Source organism: Propionispira arboris (assembly GCF_900109225.1).
In the GTDB taxonomy this organism is placed as follows: domain Bacteria; phylum Bacillota; class Negativicutes; order Selenomonadales; family Selenomonadaceae; genus Propionispira; species Propionispira arboris.
Genome location: NZ_FNZK01000018.1, coordinates 21982 through 39917, shown reverse-complemented (window position 1 = coordinate 39917; position 17936 = coordinate 21982). Strand labels below are relative to the sequence as shown.

Here is a 17936-nt window from a genome sequence, read left to right as displayed (position 1 = left end):
TTATTAATGTAGGTGTTTTTCCTACAAAAATCAGACTATATCCGCTATCCTTATTTTTTTGAAATAAGGATAATATATACGAAGACTTATTATGCTTAACGGCAGATTAGCAGACACCAAACACGTCTGCTATGCCAAAAAGAAAAAATAGAAAAGAGGTTTTTACATGTTAGGAGCTATTTGGGATTTCTTTAAAACTGGCGCAAATATTGCACCAATCAAAGATCCAAACGAAATCAAAACAAAGTTTAACAAAATGCGGTGGCAGGTATTCGGCTCAATTACAATCGGATATGGTCTATTCTATGTACTTCGTCTTAATTTTTCAGTAATCAAAAAACAGTTGCTTACTTTAGGTATTCTCGATGCACAGCAGCTCGGTATTATGGGTTCCGCCTTATTTATTACGTATGGTCTTGGTAAGTTTACCAACAGTTTTTTGGCGGATCGTTTCAATAACAAACGTTTCTTTGCTTTCGGATTATTGATGTCTTCCGTAGCCAGCACGGCGATGGGTTTTTGCAACAGTTTTACACCACTCGTTGTTCTCTGGGGGATAAACGGCTGGTTCCAGTCGTTCGGTGCCGGTCCTTGTATCGTGGCTTTAAACCAATGGTTTACCAATAAAGAACGAGGCACATATTATGGTATTTGGTTTACGAGCCATAATATAGGAGCAGCCTTTACATATATCGTTACAGCAGTTTTGGTAACTTCGTATAGCTGGCAGATGGGATTTATCATTCCAGGAATTGTATGTATGATTGGTTCATTAATAATTCTTCTTTGCATGCATGATCGTCCAGAAACAAATGGACTGCCGAATGTTGAAATATATAAAGGTGATATCGCTCCAGAAGAAATCAAAACTGATAAAACGGTTGCTCAACTCCAATGGGAAGTTGTTAAAAATCCGGCAGTTTGGATTCTTGGACTCTCCAGCCTTTGCTGCTATATCACTCGTTATGCAATTGAAAGCTGGGGCATCATCTACCTGACAGCAGAAAAAGGCTATTCGACCGTTGGTGCTGGTAGTGTTCTCGGGGTTATGCAGGTTGCCGGTATCTTTGGTGCTATGACTTGTGGCTTGGTATCGGATAAATTTTTTAACCACAAACGCAACAAACCAGCTTTAATCTATGGTATTTTATATACAGTAGCGGTTATGCTTTTCCTTTGGGCTCCACCAAGCTTTGCCATGGATATGTTCAGCCTTTCTTTATATGGCTGGGTAATGGGCGCACTGGTTTGCTACCTCGGCGGTTTAATGGCTGTTGACATCGTACCGAAACGTGCTACTGGTGCCGCCATGGGAATGATTGGCCTGCTCAGTTATGCTGGTGCCGCAATCCAAGAAGGCGTCAGCGGTTACTTAATCAATGCAAATATGACAATTGTTGATGGTCAAAAAATTTATGACTTCACTACAGCTGGTGAATTCTGGGTTGGAGCCGCGGTTCTTTCCTGCATACTGGCATTATTGGTATGGAATGCCAAACCAAAAGAAATCATATAAATCATCCATTTTATACAAAAAGCGGACAGCGAAAGCTGACCGTTTTTTGTATGTTAAGAAACTATTAAAAAATGTGTACCTATCGATTTTTCGTGTTTCCCAGTATTTCACGGGCAAAATTAGTGATGAAAACGTCAAAACAAAAGCAAGCAGATGCTTTTACAGGGTATTTTTGTTATAATAAGCCTAATCCTATGTTATCGGGTTATACTAGTTACTCAGATTTCGCATAGTAATGTTATGAAAGGAATTTTTAAGAATATGATATATCGGCAATTTCCCCTCCTTTTAATCAGTTTTCTGTGTTTATTTAGTTTATCGGGATGTAATAGGACGCAGTCTGAAGATTATATTGATTTTAATAAAAGCCAACCAATGGTACAAGATGATATAACTGTGAAAAATGAGCAGCGACCTTTGGTTATTGCACTGGCAGCTGTGATTTCACCACAAGAGACAATAGATTGTTATCGAATCCTTGCGCAGCGAATCTCAACGGTTACCGGTCATCCGACTGTGTTAATTCAGCGCAAAACATATATGGAAGTGAATAAACTTTTGTCAAACGGAGAAGCAGATATGGCCTTTCTTTCAACGGGCTCCTATGTGTCTTACCATGGTTTCTATGACATTGATATACTAGCTATGGCAGCACTGGATGATGAAATTGTATACCGTCCTTATATAATTGTTAACAAAGACAGCAATATATATTCTGTGGAGGATTTGGCTGGTAGGACCTTTGCCTTCACTGATCCATTAAGTTTTTCCGGGCATTTGATCATTGAAGATATGCTTCATTCACAGGGAACAAACCCCGAACGATATTTCAAGCGATATTTTTATACCTATAATCATGATAAATCCATTTGGGCCGTTGCTCATCATGTAGCTGATGCAGCAAGCATTGATAGTCAAATCTACGACTATGCCAAAATTAAGCACCCGGAAATTACAAATAATATTCGAATTATTTCAGTGCTTGATGCGGCTCCGACTGGACCTGTCGTTGTACGCAAGGATCTTCCGCAGGAGCAAATTGAACAGCTGAGACAAATATTTTTAGAAATGAATCAAGATCCTGATACCGCACAGGCAATGAAAAAGCTGATGATAGACCGCTTTATTTCACCGCAGCCAGAACGCTATATTCCATTGAAGAAAATTTATGATCGGACTACTATATAGTTATGAAAATAAAAATCGCTAAGTTTAGAGAAAAAATCAATAGTTTTAGTTTATATTACAAAATTAATATTTTGGTCATTGGAATGATTGTGTTATCGGGTATTGTAATTAGCATAATAATGCTAAATGCTACTTCGCATCTTTTGGGAACACAGCTTGACAAGCGTGGCATTGACATTGGTAACTCTATTGCAGCTCTAAGCAGTAATGACATTTTGATTGAAAATTATTTTGATATCTCTGATCGACTAAATAAAACCAAGAACAATAATGCCGAGGTCCGTTATATACTTATTACGGATTCATCCGGCAGAATTCTCGCCAGTACTTTGAGAAACAGCCTGCCAAAAGGACTCGCAAACGTTCGTTTACCCGTAGCCGAAGAACTGTCCGTTCAGTATGGCAATGAACTTTGGATTAAGAACCTACAGAGTAATGAAGGTGAGATTCGAGAAATTTTATTTCCAATTGAAGAGGGGAATATCGGTTTTGTTCGAATCGGTTTGTCGGAAAAGATTATGCAGGGACTGCTGGCAGAAAATATCAAGGAAATTATTTTAACTGTATTATTCGTTAGCCTTTTGGCGGCGATTGGTGCGACGCGCCTTTCTTACTTGATCGTGAAGCCGCTGCGCGTGCTGCTGGAATCATCCCACCGAATACAGCAAGGTGATTATAATGTGCGGATAAAGGGTCAAAATGCCGATGAAATCGGCAATCTGGCACGGGCTTTTAACGCCATGGCACACAGCCTGCGGAAAAAGAATCGGGAAAATTATCGTCTGCTAAAAGAGGTACAGGCCAAAGAAGAAATGCGGGTATCTTTGATACGGAATCTTTTTACGGTTCAGGAAGATGAGCAGCGACGTTTATCGCGAGAACTGCATGATGAAACCGGACAGTGTATGGTTTCATTGCTGGCTTATATAAAGGTCCTGCATTCAAAAATGACCACCGCAGAACAAAAAAGCTGTTGGCTGATGCTCGCACCGTCACGGTAAATGTTCTGGAACGAATCAGAATAATGGCAGTGGAATTGCGACCACCAGAACTAGATTATCTCGGTCTTGTAGCAGCTATGGAAAAATATATCATAAATTTTAATAATCAAAATTCGCTAAATGTCGAATTTACTCCGCCCTTGGAGAAGTTGAATATGTCAAATAATACAGCGGTATCATTATATCGTATTCTGCAAGAAAGCATGACAAATATTGTTATGCATGCCAACGCACACAATGTATATATTATGATAAAAAAGGTTGACAGCAGTATCTATATGCAGATTCAAGATGATGGTCAGGGCATGGGCGAAAATGCCGTGGAAATTGCCCGTGGTAAGAATCGTTTGGGGTTATTTGGCATGCAGGAGCGGGCAGAATTGCTTGATGGCGTTCTAAACATTGACTCTACGCCTGGTAACGGGACTAGAATTACTGTTATATTACCGATTGGAAGTGAAGAATGTTGAAAAAGTTAAGAATTATATTAGCCGATGATCATGCAGTGCTGCGTACGGGATTGAAACTCCTACTGGATAACGAAGCAGATTTCACGGTTGTTGGTGAGGCGGCAAACGGGCAGGAGGTTCTTGCTATATTAGAGCATACAGAAGCTGATGTCTTGATTTTGGATCTGTCCATGCCAGTTATGAGCGGTCTAGAATGCTTAAAAGAAATAAAAAAATTGCAGCTTCCTATTAAAGTTCTCGTGTTGACGATGTACCAGGATGATCATTATATAAAAGAAGCAATGCAGCTGGGAGCCGGTGGCTATTTGGCGAAAAATTCAATTGACACAGAACTCTTTGAAGCTTTACGGACTGTTGCAAGGGGGGCACGCTATTTGAGTGAACAAGATACTCAAATTCTGCTCGATAAGCTCTTTAATAATCCAGTAGATCTACTCGATGAGCAACCGTTTTTTTAAGCAAACGCGAAAAGGAAGTTTTTGAACTGCTCGTTCACGGCTACTCCTTAGGTGTAATAGCAAATATGCTGTATTTGAGCATCAAGACAGTCAGTACCTATAAGACCAGACTGATGCTAAAGCTCAACTGCAAACAAAAAAGCGAACTGGTTGACTATGCATTAAAGCACAAAATGTTATTACCAAAACATGATGATTTATGAAAGAAACTAACTATTTCACAAAACTTCCCCATATAGCAAATGCCTTTAAAACCATTTAGTCTACTATATCTTTCTTTCCAGACATGTGAAAACCCTCAAGTATAGATTTATTATTCTACACTTGAGGGTTTTTGAGCAATATCTTTTTTATAAGATTTCATTATAAACTAGTATTTAGATTCTAGAAAATCGGAAACTTTCTTTTTAAATCCATTAGTTATTTTTTAAAACCGCACCTGAAAGATACGCACCGATATCACTATTTTTATCATATTCATTGCGATCACTATTTGATATTGCACACATGCTTCCCTGCGCTTGTGTATTGTTAGCTAAAGCATCCTTGCCAGATTTTTCACTTGCAACATAAGCAGCGGACCCACCTGTTTTTGTTGTACTGAGCACTTTTGAAGATTGAGTTCCGTTTGCTGCTGTAGTTATTTGTGTAAGAGTAACCGTCATAGACCCATCGGGTCCCATAACTACAGTACGTTGAATTGTCGTCTTGCTGCCATCGCTGTTACTACTACTGCCACTACTGGTAGAAGTGCCATCAATAATCTTCTGAAGTTCCTTCGCCCATTTATTATCACTCGAAGTTGTGGTGCTCTTGTTGTCATTATCCCACATAGCACCACCCGTGGTGCCGATTCCACTAATACTCCCCATAAAAATATATCTCCTTTTAATAACTCCATTTATTATTATTTTTGATCCGTCACTATATTTATCGTTGATATCGCTCCATTAATAAGCAAAAAAATTACTTCCACTCTTTTCCCAAAACTTTTTCAATAAATATTCTTGCAATTGTAGGATCAAATTGTGCGCTGGAACATCTTTTTATTTCGTCTATGGCCTCTTCTTCACTTAAAATTGTGCCATAAGCCCTATGAGTAGTCATGGCATCAAAAGAATCAGCGATGGCAATAATCCTAGCCTGTATTGAGATTTTTGCACCTTTAAGGCCCCGAGGATACCCTTTTCCATCCCATCTTTCTTGATGTTCAAGAACATAATCCGCTATCTCGGAAAACTCATGGACAGAACTTAATATACGATACCCTATTTCAGGATGTCTTTTCATTTCAGTCCATTCATCATTCGTTAATTTTTGAGACTTGTTAAGAATACTTTCCGTAATTCCTATTTTACCGATATCATGCATAAGTCCGGCTGTTCTAATTTTATTGATATCGTCTTTATCAAAATTCATTTTAGTTGCGATGTCTTCACAAAGCTTACTGACTCGATTCGAATGCAGCATCTCTCTATTATTTTTTTCATACAGCGTATTTATTATAAGGTCTACTGTCGTACTCCTCGTACTTGAACTTTCATAAACTTTGTGTTTATACATGTGGTCTTCAGCTTTTTTGAATATCTCTTGAATGTTTTCTTTCTCATTCATCTTTGTTGCATAACCAAATGAAATAGAAACATTAAGAGAACTTACTTTTTCTTTTGCGGCCCGTTCCCAAATGCGTTTAATAACCATCTTTGCTTCAAAACCAGTTGTTTTAGGTAATATAATAACAAATTCATCTCCACCCAGTCTGGCAATAATATCATCCGCCCGGCAGCTGTTCTCAATCGCTTTTGTCACTTTCCTAAGTAGTTCATCACCCATGGCATGTCCGAAGGAATCGTTGACAAGTTTTAACCCATTCACATCCCCCATGGCAATGGTCAGTGGAAGGTTGCTTTTTGTATCAAGTCTCTTTAACTCTTCTTCGTAAAATCTACGATTATAGAGTCCAGTAAGTTGGTCATGAAAACCTAAATATGAATTTTTTTTATTTTGAAAAATCAAATCTTTATTGACAATGACCAGCTCTGCAGCCCTGTCTGCTTTTTCTTTATTTGCAACGACTAATTCTATGGATCGGTCTACTTTCTCTTTATTTGCAAGAACTAGCTCTGCTGCCCGTTTTTCTTTCTCCCTATTTTGAAAGACAAGCTCTTCATTCGCAATAACCAACTCAGCAGCTCGTTTTTCTTTTTCTCCATTTTGAAAGACAAGTTCTTTATTTGCAATAACTAACTCTGCGGCTCGTTTTTCTTTCTCTTCATTTTGGAAGACAAGCTCTGCATTCGCGATGACCAGTTCTGCGGCTCGTTTTTCTTTTTCTCCATTTTGAAAAACAAGCTCCTTATTCGCAATAAATAATTCTACGGCTCGTTTTTCTTTTTCTTCATTTTGAAAAACAAGCTCTTTATTCGCAATGACTAATTCTGCGGCTCGATCTGCTTTCTCTTTATTCGCAATAACTAGCTCTGCAGCCAATTTCTCTTTTTCTTCATTTTCTTTTAATGCTCTTTCTATAACAAAAATCAATCGTCCCAGTTTGTCTTTAAAAACATAATCTGTAGCACCTTGTTTTAAAAGTTCCACTGCTATACCGGCTCCAATGAGCCCAGATACACATATGAAGGGGGTAGCTGGGCATATAGCTTTAACATGTTTTAGTGCAATAAACCCATTAAACCCAAGCAACATGAAATCAGAAAGGATGAGATCATATTTTTTCGTTGATATTGCGTCAACAAATTCTTTCTCCTTAATAACCATATCCATTTGGATAGAATAGTCTGAATTTTCGTTTAAGTATTTTTGTATCAAATCAGCATTGAGCAGAGACTCTTCCAAGCAAAGTATTTTTAATTTACATTTCTTGTCAGTCTTCTTCATGATCGGACCCTCGAAATATTCCAACTTGTTTTATGACACATTTATTCGCAGCAAATTCATAAACGTTAACAAAGTTTTTTCTTTTACTAAAAAAAAGAATCACATTCCCTGTTATTTTGTTAAAATTTAAGGTTATTCTTAGAATTAGTAAAAAATATAAGCCATTCAGATGGCTCGCATTGACATATAGAATAGTTCTTAATCCCATGTTTACTCACCTTTCTTTTGCCTGGAGAAAAACAAAAGGCAGCGCCTTCACCAGCCTTGACCTCAGCCAAAATTTTTTCGTCATGGCATATTAATACTTTGTGAACAGCAGTTAAGCAAATTTCCATGCCTATTGAATTTTTTATATGAGCACTTTTATTATACATAATAATTTCGATATTTTTTTTAAACATTCCTGCTTTTTAACTACTGCCAGTCTAAAAAAGTACTACCTGATATTTTTTAGACTGGCTAGAATCAGCGAAAAGAAGGGGACGAATCGCCTTTAACTGTTCGTCTTTGATTTCTATTTTAAAACTGATAAATACAAAAATGCATCCTCTATAATAGATATGAATCTACTATAAAGAATGCATTTCCCTATAATTCCTGTGCCAGTGTATTCAATCGTTCCGCTAGATGAATCAACTCTTCAATGCTGGCAGAAATCTCTTGTGTCGCCGCTGCCTGTTCCTGACTGGTCGTTAAAGAAGTACTGCTCCTTTTGTCCACTTCGCTTACATTTTTCTTAATGTCTCGTGTTAGTGCTTTAATCTGTGATACTGTTTCGCCTGATTGTGTCGCTAATTTTCTAATTTCCTCGGCTACAACGGCAAAGCCTCGTCCCATTTCACCGGCACGGGCAGCCTCAATTGCAGCATTGAGCCCCAACATATTAGACTGATTTGATACGGATGAAATAAATTCCGTAATCGTATTTATTTTATCAATAGCTGTTGTAACATATTGAACATATTTATACAAGTCCTGTTCATTTTCATTGATCGTGGCAGCACTTTTTGCCAAATGTTCAATTGCTGTGGATATGCCAGCTAAGTTATTCGATAAGTTCCCTGACATATCCTTTAAATTTGCTGCATGTGCTTTTGGTATAACAACGCCTAGTGTAGCCACAATTACGTTCCCATTTTCTTCATCATATACCGGATAATTTGCAATATAAACTGGTACACCATAACGTTCCGAACCCAATTCTACTATTTGTATAGTCCCAGAATGAATCGTTTTATAAGCAATATCTGTTTCCTTCAATTCGTATCCAACTGCCATCCCCGATAATGTAAATTTTCGAGATGATTGAATGTAAGCAATTTTTGTTAAGTCTGACATATATAAAAATGCACCCTCAGGGAACAATTCAACAATGATCGGAGCAAATTCAGAAAACCCACTCGCTATCGGATGCAGGCGTGGTAAAACGACTGAAAAAGCCCCTACTATAGTTTCCGCATCATCTACTAATGGAATAGCAACGGTAGTCAAACGCATTCCATATGCCGATCTCGGTACTTTTTCACTTAAAACCCGTCGTTCATTCATCGCTCTGACTGCAATACTTGTCTCCTTCAAATCTGAACCCACGCTGAAAATCGGCAGGTCAAATGTTTTGGAAGCAGATTTCCATTTTATCGTCCGCCCTTCTATAAAAAGAAACACGGCCCCCCCTGGAATTACATTGACTTCTAACGCAGCTATCATTTTTAACGCATCGACATATTTGATATGAAGCATCTTATCTGTCTGATCCAAAATAAACAACTCCCTTTCGCTAATGCACATTCAAACAAAATACGTTCCAGTTAATGTCCCTTCACTATCTTTATCTCTAAAGATAGTATACGACAAACATGTCCCGATACCTGCAAAGTAGCTGTCAGACTCGCGGAAATTGACAAGACATTTTCCGCTGGAATTAAATGCAAATACTACCTTTCTAGTTAAATGCTATTATCTCATTATTTTCTTTATATACATATAAAAAGGCTTCAGCAAAATACCAAAGCCCTGAAAAACTATTTTGTTTGATACTGATTACTTGAATATACGATGTTAAAATTTCAACATATCATTTTCATCAAAGGTAAAGTCTGGTCCCCATGCAACTTCCCAATAGTATCCATCCGGATCAGAAAAATAGGCATGGTAACCACCCCAAAAAACATCTTGTGGCTCTTTTACAATTTTTGCTCCTGATCTTCTTGCTAATTCAACAATTTCACAAACTTCTGTTTTACTTTTAGCGTTATATGCAAGAGTAATTCCGGCAAAACCATTCACTATTTCAGGTGGAGTCTTTTCATTAATATCCTTTGCTAACAATGTCAATGGATATAATTCAAGTTTTGTTCCAGATGCATCAAAAAAAATCACTTCGGGATTGTTGCTTTTTTCATTTGTTTTAAAACCAAGACCATCACGATAAAATTTAATTGACGTTTCCATATTTCTTACACCTAAGCAAATAATGTTCATTCTATTCATGTCAAAACCTCCTCTTTTAGATACGCTGAATTTAACAACAGAAATCAATACCGAATCTAGTACAATATTATAACATCCTTTGTCATATTTAGGTAATGGGACTTTCCTCACTTTTCCCTTGCCTGTTGCTGGCGGTACTTACACAAATCTCTAACATATCTGTAAGAGATTTGCTATATTCCCGCCCAAGACCTGTTGGCACAGTCCTTTATCTTTTATCAGAGTTTCTATATTGATTTTTGCTGATAGTGGTGAAGTATATGGTGCATCTGAGCTAAACAACACTCTTTCAGGAAATTCACGTATAGCAAATTCTAATGCCAGCGTCGTAAATGTTGCCGACAAATCAATATAAACGTTAGATAATTCCTTACAGGCTACTAAAGTGTCAAGCCAATGAATACCTCCCATATGCCCTAAAATCAGCGACACACTTGGATATCGTTTAGCCAAATCTAATAAAGTTTTGATATCTTGCGCTATCAGGGGAAAAAAGGTATGTACCCAAAGCGGCAGGTTTCCTGTACTCCCAGATGCCTGAAATAAGGGTTCAAGCAATTCGACTTGCCCGCTGTTCGGTGTCAATTCACCAATTCCATAAAAGCTATTTTTCACAATATATTTTTCTATCCAAATTAAATTTTCTTCATAGGATAAACCCATCGGTATGGAACCAAACCCCACATATCGGTGAGGGTTTTCTTTGATCGCCGACTTTAGTTCCTCTATTGCTTTTAACCTTTCTTCTAAGGGATTTTTTATTCCGTTTATTATATCGTACAACGTTCCCATTTCTTTTTTAAACTCAAAAAGACTTGATGCGTTTTCGGGATGAACTACACTCGTAAACAGCACCGTCTTATCAATTCCCGCCTCATCCATCCATTCAATTTGCCGTTCATTCGGCAAAACTACATGTGCATGACTGTCAATTATCATTTCATCACTACCTTATTCTCAACTTTTCTGTTCAAACTCATCCAGTTTCTCTTGTAAACGATAGGCTACCGCTTGCAAAAGATCAATTTGTTTTTGCACTTCTGCCAGTTTTTTTTGGTACAAGACATATGCTTCCATACAAAGCGGTCGGTCTAAATGTTTTAGGGTCGGACAGTCCATAATCCCCTTAATTTGAGCGGTCCCCAGCCCCACGTTTAAATACAGTTGAATTTTTTTCACCGTATCAATTGCTGTTTCATCGTATATTCGATAACCATTCGGCATACGTCCGGCCGTGAGCAGACCAACCTCTTCATAATGCCGCAGCGACCTTATACTGGCACCGGTATTTTTAGCTAATTCTTTAATATACAAGATATGCCCCCTCTTTTCTGGCTGATTCTTAGTATAAAGTATAACATCAATGTTATAGTCAAGCCTATTCGTCAAAATTTTACAAATTAAAATTCAATCCAAAAGATCCGGAACAGCATTTCGACTGCACCGGATCTTTTAAAGCGTTTTCTCCAAAAGCGTTCAGTTTTAAATTTCTTTTATTTCCAAGTTATTTCCACCTAACAATCGATTGCAAAAATCTTGCAGTGCCGCTGCTTCCTCCAATTGATTCGCAAATAGTTGGCTCATCACTTGCTGCAAATAAAGTCCATCGTGACCAATAACGCGGCTCGTCTGCCGTATACACTCGATAATGTGTTCCTGCACCAGAGCCTCCGGATCTTCTGGCAAGGCTGATATTAGCAGTGCCCTCACAATAACAAACTGGATAAGCAGCCGGAACCATTCAACATAAAACGGAGCGCCTTCTTCTGTAATAAAAATGTTTTTAAACACTTCATTCACCAGATAGTTTTCCAAAAGGCCACTATATTGGGGCAGGAAAAACAGTCGGTAAAACTCTTTATCTTCTATGTATTGCTGCACACTGTTTTGAGAAATCTGTGATTCTTCGTTAAGCTGCCAATGTGATAAAACTGTTTTCAACTGCTGGCGAAAAGACGGGCGAAGTTCCGGATTTTGCAAACGCTGGAAAAATAACTGTCGTATACCATCAAGCTGGTGCACAATTAAAGTATTGTTGATCACAGCAGACACGTCCTGCGATCGTATTGTTTCAGCTATTTTTAACTTTTGTTGATAAAAGTCGACCAAATGATTAAATTTCTTTTCTGCATGATGTCCTGAAAGACCACCTGCCTTCCAAAAAAATTCATTTGCAAGTTCTATTCGTCTTTCCAGCGACAACTTTCGATCCTGCAAAACTTGGATCAGGAAACGTCGCAAAGGCAGACAATCCGTTTCCAGCCGCTGATTTTTGTCTGTGATACGCAATCCATCGAGTTCAGAAGCAGCAATTTTTTTGGTTACGAAACGCAACGGCTCTTTGCGTTCCAAAATCAATCGTGCGACCGCAGGACATGATACACACAGAGACCGCTCCGCATATTCTTCATTCCAGATATAAATCACACGCGGGTATGTACGACAGGTTTCTGATAAATTTGTTTCTTCTGTTTTTCGCTGAATCATGCATAGACCATCGTTACACAAAAACAGACATCGCTTTCCCTTGCCCATGCGAATACAGGCAATATCTTTTTCACCTTCATCCGTCTCTTCTTTACGGTGTACAATTGCACGCGAGATCATCGCTTTAAACTCCGCATTATGACTTTTTTCATAGCGCTCGCAGGTGGCTTCATCTATCACAATATCCCAGCCTCTGCAACAGGTATCCGGGCAAAGCAGCCCAATACAAGAAAACTCTGCCATATAGTCTGGTTCAATAACCTCCAGCATCGTTTTCTCTTCTTTATTTCGCAAACCTTATGCCTCCAGTTTCACAGTAAATCGACTCAATGTATTTTAGTATATTAAAATATCCATACTATCGTTCTAAAAATTTAGTAAACTATATAGAACGCATTAAACATTTTATATGGCAACCGTCAAGCATGGGGTATAGGGGTGGCGTTACGTAGGAAGTAAACGATGCCCTACACCCCATTTCTGGCAGACTGATAGGCTGGATGTAATTTCTTTAATGCGTTAATATATAGTACTTTTTTTGCAAATAAATTTTCAAATATAGATTACAGCTTTATGTACCCAAAGTCAAATCGACTTTCAAAATTCCCATCCACCCGATTCGCTATGCTTGCTGCTTGAATAAAAAAAAAGCCTGCAGATTCAGGTTGGAATCTTTGCAGACTTTTTACTGTAATAATTTTGTAAATGTTATAAGATTTATTTAGCAAGTAATGCTCCTGTATTTTTGCCCAATTTGATAACTTCTTCACTCGGGTTCCATAGGCCTAAATTTTCATTGCGCCCCTGCAGAACAAATTTAGCATTAGGATTTCCCATTGTAGCTGCTGCTTCGGCACAAAGTTTGCCAAAGCTGCCGCTTTTTAGACGATTCACCAGCAATACGCGTTTGGTATCAGGAAATTCAGTCATCATATTATAATCCCCTGAGCTGTCACCGGCAACCATGATTGGTCCATAACCGCGTTTATCAGCTACTACACGTTGGATACCAAGAGTCTTTCCATGTTCGCCGGTTGGTACTAACCCTTTTTTGTAGGAATCTTGATATACATTATTGATCTTTTCCAGCTGCATGCCAATTACATTTTCCCGTGCCACATTATAACCATATTTCGGATTGGTGGCAAACACAGCTACCACATCTTCCAATGATGCGGTACATACATAAACGTCAAAACCATTCGAGCGCAACGTACTCATTAAATCCCCAATTTCTTCCGTTAAACGAAGACCCGTTGTATGGGAAACGCCCACCACACCAGCTTCGCCAGGTAAAGTATCAGGACTCAGCCAAGTTTCCTTACGAATAGCCTGTCCTAAATTATAATCATTTGATTTTTCAGTGAGAGCGCTTACTTCATCCGTTGTCATATTTTTAAAGAAATAGAGCACCCATGTATAACTTATTTTACTGGTATATTTATCATCAATCGCTTGATAGATATACCACATTTTAGCACGAAAATCCATGAATTGATCTGTCTTTTGGATATCTTCCAAACTCATTTTCCCCTGCATGCCAGCATAATTATTATAAATAAAAGTGTAATCTCTTATTAAATCATTATTCACTGCTTCAAGCGTTACGGCTTGCCCTGCCATATTATTGTACTCTTTATTAAATGAACCTTGCGGAACGTTTTTTGTAACAATCTTGCCAAATTCTTCTGGTTTTAATTTAAAGACCAAGTTTTGAATCTGATACATAAATAAGGCCTCTTCCGTATCATTCATAATGGAAGTATTATCCCAGTCAAACACTACGTAAGGTTTTTTTGCTGCGTTATAATTTGAACTCTTCGTACCATACGTATCAATAAATTTTTGCATAGCTGTCCGTGTAGCAGGAGCCCATTTTCCTTGCGTTAATACTTGCCCGGCAGCACTTGCCATAGAGCTTGTGAACATCACCATAATGAGCATCACCGTTGTTATTAGTAGGTTTTTTTGAAATTTAAACATAAATATCACACCTTCCGTTTTTTTATAATACGTAAAGCTTGCACCTAACTATAGTCTTTAGAATTAAGCTTGCTTTTGCAATACGATGAATGTATCTCATATCTCAACGTCTTGCAAAACTTATTCTTGTAAACTCTTAAAAGTATAGCATGATATAAGCCGATCATTATTAATTAATTGTTAATTGTATGTAAAAATATCTTAACAATCATACGGTGTAAGAAGTACATGTGACTATCAAAACCGCCAGAGTATAAAAGCAACCCTAAAACCTGCCAAGCTTCGTATTACGAGTTTATTTCAAATACGCATCTGTTAACATTATGAAAAAAAGAGTATCATTAAAACAATAAGGAAAATCCCTTCCTTTGGCTTTTGAAAGGAGTGACTAACATTGCAAACGATTCATAAAGAAAATCATTTTATGGCATCTGACATAGTCAAAGATCTTGTCATTGGCATGTCAGATGGCTTAACAGTCCCTTTTGCCCTTGCAGCAGGACTATCTGGTGCCGTTGCGGGAACAGGTATTGTCGTCACAGCCGGACTTGCTGAAATTGCGGCTGGTTCTATTTCTATGGGACTCGGCGGTTTTTTGGCAGCCCGGAGTGAAATTGAACATTATATTAGCGAAAGAAAGCGGGAACAGTGTGAACTGCACTCCCGCCTTGCAGATGAAGAACAAGAAATTATTGATATTTTTAATTCCTATCATATTTCGCAAGAAACAAGTCGCCCCATTGTTGACGCTTTGAAGAAAAACCCTGAAATCATGGTTGATTTTATGATGAAATTTGAACTTGGATTAGAAAAACCCGACCCTAAACGAGCTTTAAAAAGCGCGGCAACAATTGCAGGTGCATATGCCGCCAGCGGTATTATCCCTTTATTGCCTTACATGATGATTTCCAGTAGTCATGATGCACTTCGCCTTTCTGTTGTTATTACATTATTGACGTTATTTTTCTTCGGCTATTGCAAAGGACAGTTTATCGGGAATAAACCTTGGCTCAGTGCTCTGCAAACGACGTTAATTGGCGGTATCGCTGCCGGAGCAGCTTATTTCCTAGCACAATTATTTACAGCCTGATCCAACAAAAATATCTGACTCTGTTTGCTTTTTTAATAAATCTAGAGCATCTTCTCTCTCATTCTTCCACCGAGCAAAGAGACCTGATCGCAATTGAGGACTGCCACTTGACCAAGACATGTCTGTTAATTTCACTTCATAAATAAAGTTGATAATATCCGCTTCATTCATACTATTTAAGTCCTTCTCAACGAATTTTGCGGCATCACCAAATACTTGAGCTCCATAGTAATTACCATGCTGGATGCAATTACTAAATAAAACTTGTTGCAATGCATTACTGTGCTGACTAATATCAAAATTATACCATTCGATCAATTTTTCTGCACCAGCATCATAATACTGCGGTTTTACATATTCATCCTGCAGCATCACAAAGCCATCTGCATCCGTATTTCCAATATCTTCCCACTTATCTACGAAAGACTGATCACTGCACGGATCTCCAGCTGAAGCTAGTTGTCTGCCATATTCGTCATACGGTACGTCATGCTGGCATAACCAATATATAAAATTCTGCACAACTCCTGCAGCACTGGCAAACTGATATATTCCATAAGACCACCCGCCGCCATCTCCATTCGACTGCGACACCGCCGCAGGATTATCATTACTTTCATATTTTGCACTTAAAGCTCCTAAACGTTCCATCTCGTACTCCTCCATTTTAAATAAATTTGGATTTAATCGAAATAACAAACGAATTTATTCAAATCTCCCGCCTTTACTTATGAAGTAACATGCCATAAGTATGTTATAATACAACTAAGAAAGAGGACTATATTCTTGAGCAACGTTACGCAAAAAGCAAACGATGCCCTTATATAGTCCTCTTTGTGACAAATTGATAAACTTAGTTAAATTTTTCGTTCATTTATACATATAGTCAGCCGTCATAGGAATATTATTATCAATCCCTTTTGTTAAGAGACATTGATAAATATCGATTCCCCCCGTACGAAAAGCTGAAGCACAGCCGGATAAATAAAGTTCCCACATACGAATGAAGCGTTCATCATATAGTTTTCGCACTTGCGGAATTTTTTTCTGGAAATTAGCATTCCAAAAATCCAATGTTTTTGCGTAATGAAGACGCAAACTTTCCGCGTGCAGCACATGAAAATCAAACTCCGGAAAAAGTTGCATGGTTTCACGCAAGGTTGGCACATAGCCGCCTGGGAAAATATATGTTTTTATCCATGAATTTGTCGGCGATTCAAAATTTGCCATAATGGAATGCAAAAGGAATGTGCCCTTATCTTTGAGCAATGCATTCACTTTAGAAAAATAAAGTGGTAAATATTTTTTTCCTACATGTTCAAACATACCAATGCTGACGATTTTGTCAAACTGTTCTTGCTTCGGATCCATATCCATGTAATTTGCTAAACGAATATCAACCAGTTCCTCTAACCCAAGTTCATGCACACGAGACCGAGCACCTTCGTATTGTTCTTTACTGAGCGTAATGCCAGTTGCGTGAACTTTATATTGTTGAGCTGCACGAATAGCAAGCCAACCCCAGCCACAGCCAATATCTAAAAGATGTTCATTTGAGTTTAAATTTAATTTTTTTAAGCTATGATCAATTTTTTGCAGTTGTGCCTGCTCGAGTGTATCTTTTTCAGTCTTAAAATAAGCACAGGAGTAAGACATCGTTTTATCAAGCCATAAGGCAAAAAAATCGTTTCCTAAATCATAGTGCTTATGTATATTTTTACTTTCTATTGCTTCGTCAATTTCTTTTAACTGACGCGCCAAGTCTTTTAGATGAAAATCCGCTTTCGCTTCATTCCCGTTATTTTTGAACATCGTTGCAATGACATCGTCAAGCGATCCTTCAAAATCAATAACTCCATCCATATAGGCTTCGCCCAACGTAAGTATAAGGTTTTTTTTCACATCATTTAATTTTGGTGCTTGATGAAATATTATTTTAAATACAGGTTTTTCACTACCATAACACACTTCTTCTCCATCCCAAAATACGACAGAAAAACTACCTTTGTCCCACAATTTAAAAAGAGTTTTTAATGTTGCTTTCTTAAACATACAGGTCCACTTCTTTCTTCATTTCCAAACTGATTTTTGATTAAAGCACAGCTTACCATCCGTCTGCACCTACAAGATTTTTTGGTGTTTTTTATTAATGGTATAACAATAGTATAGCAAGGAGTAAAAAAAATGTATAATAAAATAAATAAATGAATTACATTAATTTTATCAATAACAACTATCGCCCTCTCACTGCATTAAGCTTTTCATTTTTTAATAGGTATGATACAGTATTATGTATCATACCTGTTCGTGTGTAAAATAATAATAATTACATACCGTTGCCAATCGATTTATATAGAT

The 17936-nt window shown here is 37.8% G+C and carries 18 protein-coding genes; 7 read left to right on the top strand and 11 right to left on the bottom strand.

Features of this window, described 5'->3' with window-relative positions; translation table 11 throughout:
- Window positions 1-166: 166 nt before the first annotated feature.
- The 6 genes from BMY14_RS15755 (at window position 167) to BMY14_RS21265 (ending at window position 4836) form a co-directional block, all read left to right on the top strand.
- A complete protein-coding gene (locus BMY14_RS15755; RefSeq protein WP_091833873.1) occupies window positions 167-1516 on the top strand; it encodes an MFS transporter in 1350 nt (449 codons plus the stop codon).
- 240 nt (window positions 1517-1756) lie between these two features.
- Window positions 1757-2704 (top strand): substrate-binding domain-containing protein, encoded by a 948-nt coding sequence (locus BMY14_RS15750; RefSeq protein WP_342741774.1) that lies wholly within the window; start codon window positions 1757-1759, stop codon window positions 2702-2704.
- Between the two features lie 2 nt (window positions 2705-2706).
- The gene (locus BMY14_RS15745; RefSeq protein WP_245741449.1) at window positions 2707-3705 is read left to right on the top strand and encodes a HAMP domain-containing protein; all 999 of its coding nucleotides are present in this window, start codon (window positions 2707-2709) and stop codon (window positions 3703-3705) included.
- Window positions 3678-4175: a sensor histidine kinase gene (locus BMY14_RS20920; protein WP_245741448.1), complete on the top strand. Its 498-nt coding sequence runs from the start codon at window positions 3678-3680 to the stop codon at window positions 4173-4175. Before BMY14_RS15745 ends, BMY14_RS20920 begins: the two co-directional genes overlap by 28 nt.
- Complete coding sequence (locus tag BMY14_RS15740) at window positions 4169-4633, top strand: response regulator (RefSeq protein ID WP_483878441.1); 465 nt, start codon at window positions 4169-4171, stop codon at window positions 4631-4633. The genes BMY14_RS20920 and BMY14_RS15740 overlap by 7 nt, the downstream gene beginning before the upstream one ends.
- Before the next feature lie 26 nt (window positions 4634-4659).
- The gene (locus tag BMY14_RS21265; RefSeq protein ID WP_483878442.1) at window positions 4660-4836 is read left to right on the top strand and encodes a response regulator transcription factor; all 177 of its coding nucleotides are present in this window, start codon (window positions 4660-4662) and stop codon (window positions 4834-4836) included.
- Window positions 4837-5049: 213 nt separating this feature from the next.
- Here BMY14_RS21265 and BMY14_RS15735 read toward each other — a convergent pair whose 3' ends face one another.
- From BMY14_RS15735 to BMY14_RS15695, 9 genes are all read right to left on the bottom strand, one after another.
- A complete protein-coding gene (locus BMY14_RS15735; RefSeq protein WP_091833866.1) occupies window positions 5050-5505 on the bottom strand; it encodes a hypothetical protein in 456 nt (151 codons plus the stop codon).
- A 94-nt stretch (window positions 5506-5599) separates the two neighbouring features.
- Window positions 5600-7528 (bottom strand): HD domain-containing phosphohydrolase, encoded by a 1929-nt coding sequence (locus BMY14_RS15730; RefSeq protein WP_091833863.1) that lies wholly within the window; start codon window positions 7526-7528, stop codon window positions 5600-5602.
- Window positions 7529-7647: 119 nt separating this feature from the next.
- Window positions 7648-7929, bottom strand: a complete 282-nt coding sequence (locus BMY14_RS15725; protein ID WP_091833861.1) for a hypothetical protein — start codon at window positions 7927-7929, stop codon at window positions 7648-7650.
- A gap of 187 nt (window positions 7930-8116) precedes the next feature.
- The gene (locus tag BMY14_RS15720) at window positions 8117-9286 is read right to left on the bottom strand and encodes a methyl-accepting chemotaxis protein (protein WP_218144920.1); all 1170 of its coding nucleotides are present in this window, start codon (window positions 9284-9286) and stop codon (window positions 8117-8119) included.
- A gap of 300 nt (window positions 9287-9586) precedes the next feature.
- Complete coding sequence (locus BMY14_RS15715; RefSeq protein WP_091833858.1) at window positions 9587-10018, bottom strand: VOC family protein; 432 nt, start codon at window positions 10016-10018, stop codon at window positions 9587-9589.
- A gap of 150 nt (window positions 10019-10168) precedes the next feature.
- Window positions 10169-10957 carry an amidohydrolase family protein gene (locus BMY14_RS15710; protein ID WP_091833855.1) on the bottom strand — a complete coding sequence of 263 codons (789 nt, stop codon included), beginning with the start codon at window positions 10955-10957 and terminating at the stop codon, window positions 10169-10171.
- Between the two features lie 18 nt (window positions 10958-10975).
- On the bottom strand, window positions 10976-11332 hold the full coding sequence (locus tag BMY14_RS15705; protein WP_091833852.1) for a MerR family transcriptional regulator: 357 nt from the start codon (window positions 11330-11332) through the stop codon (window positions 10976-10978).
- Window positions 11333-11500: 168 nt separating this feature from the next.
- Window positions 11501-12799 (bottom strand): flagellin lysine-N-methylase, encoded by a 1299-nt coding sequence (gene fliB, locus BMY14_RS15700; protein ID WP_091833849.1) that lies wholly within the window; start codon window positions 12797-12799, stop codon window positions 11501-11503.
- A gap of 423 nt (window positions 12800-13222) precedes the next feature.
- Window positions 13223-14488 carry an HAD family hydrolase gene (locus BMY14_RS15695; protein ID WP_091833846.1) on the bottom strand — a complete coding sequence of 422 codons (1266 nt, stop codon included), beginning with the start codon at window positions 14486-14488 and terminating at the stop codon, window positions 13223-13225.
- Between the two features lie 394 nt (window positions 14489-14882).
- On the opposite strand from BMY14_RS15695, the gene BMY14_RS15690 reads away from it, so the two are divergent.
- Window positions 14883-15578 carry a VIT1/CCC1 transporter family protein gene (locus tag BMY14_RS15690; RefSeq protein ID WP_091833843.1) on the top strand — a complete coding sequence of 232 codons (696 nt, stop codon included), beginning with the start codon at window positions 14883-14885 and terminating at the stop codon, window positions 15576-15578.
- On the opposite strand, the gene BMY14_RS15685 is transcribed toward BMY14_RS15690, so the two are convergent.
- Complete coding sequence (locus BMY14_RS15685) at window positions 15564-16229, bottom strand: VgrG-related protein (RefSeq protein WP_091833841.1); 666 nt, start codon at window positions 16227-16229, stop codon at window positions 15564-15566. The two genes, BMY14_RS15690 and BMY14_RS15685, sit on opposite strands and share 15 nt — an antisense overlap.
- 219 nt (window positions 16230-16448) lie before the next feature.
- A complete protein-coding gene (locus BMY14_RS15680; RefSeq protein WP_091833838.1) occupies window positions 16449-17630 on the bottom strand; it encodes an SAM-dependent methyltransferase in 1182 nt (393 codons plus the stop codon).
- Between the last annotated feature and the right edge of the window lie 306 nt (window positions 17631-17936).

Bases quoted from the DNA above. Each gene is read 5' to 3' on its own strand.
- BMY14_RS15680 (WP_091833838.1), bottom strand. From the start codon at position 17,630: ATGTTTAAGAAAGCAACATTAAAAACTCTTTTTAAATTGTGGGACAAA.
- BMY14_RS15745 (WP_245741449.1), top strand. From the start codon at position 2,707: ATGAAAATAAAAATCGCTAAGTTTAGAGAAAAAATCAATAGTTTTAGT.
- BMY14_RS15725 (WP_091833861.1), bottom strand. From the start codon at position 7,929: ATGTTTAAAAAAAATATCGAAATTATTATGTATAATAAAAGTGCTCAT.
- BMY14_RS15730 (WP_091833863.1), bottom strand. From the start codon at position 7,528: ATGAAGAAGACTGACAAGAAATGTAAATTAAAAATACTTTGCTTGGAA.
- BMY14_RS15685 (WP_091833841.1), bottom strand. From the start codon at position 16,229: ATGGAACGTTTAGGAGCTTTAAGTGCAAAATATGAAAGTAATGATAAT.
- BMY14_RS15695 (WP_091833846.1), bottom strand. From the start codon at position 14,488: ATGTTTAAATTTCAAAAAAACCTACTAATAACAACGGTGATGCTCATT.
- BMY14_RS15710 (WP_091833855.1), bottom strand. From the start codon at position 10,957: ATGATAATTGACAGTCATGCACATGTAGTTTTGCCGAATGAACGGCAA.
- BMY14_RS15755 (WP_091833873.1), top strand. From the start codon at position 167: ATGTTAGGAGCTATTTGGGATTTCTTTAAAACTGGCGCAAATATTGCA.
- BMY14_RS15750 (WP_342741774.1), top strand. From the start codon at position 1,757: ATGAAAGGAATTTTTAAGAATATGATATATCGGCAATTTCCCCTCCTT.
- BMY14_RS15740 (WP_483878441.1), top strand. From the start codon at position 4,169: ATGTTGAAAAAGTTAAGAATTATATTAGCCGATGATCATGCAGTGCTG.
- BMY14_RS15715 (WP_091833858.1), bottom strand. From the start codon at position 10,018: ATGAATAGAATGAACATTATTTGCTTAGGTGTAAGAAATATGGAAACG.
- BMY14_RS15735 (WP_091833866.1), bottom strand. From the start codon at position 5,505: ATGGGGAGTATTAGTGGAATCGGCACCACGGGTGGTGCTATGTGGGAT.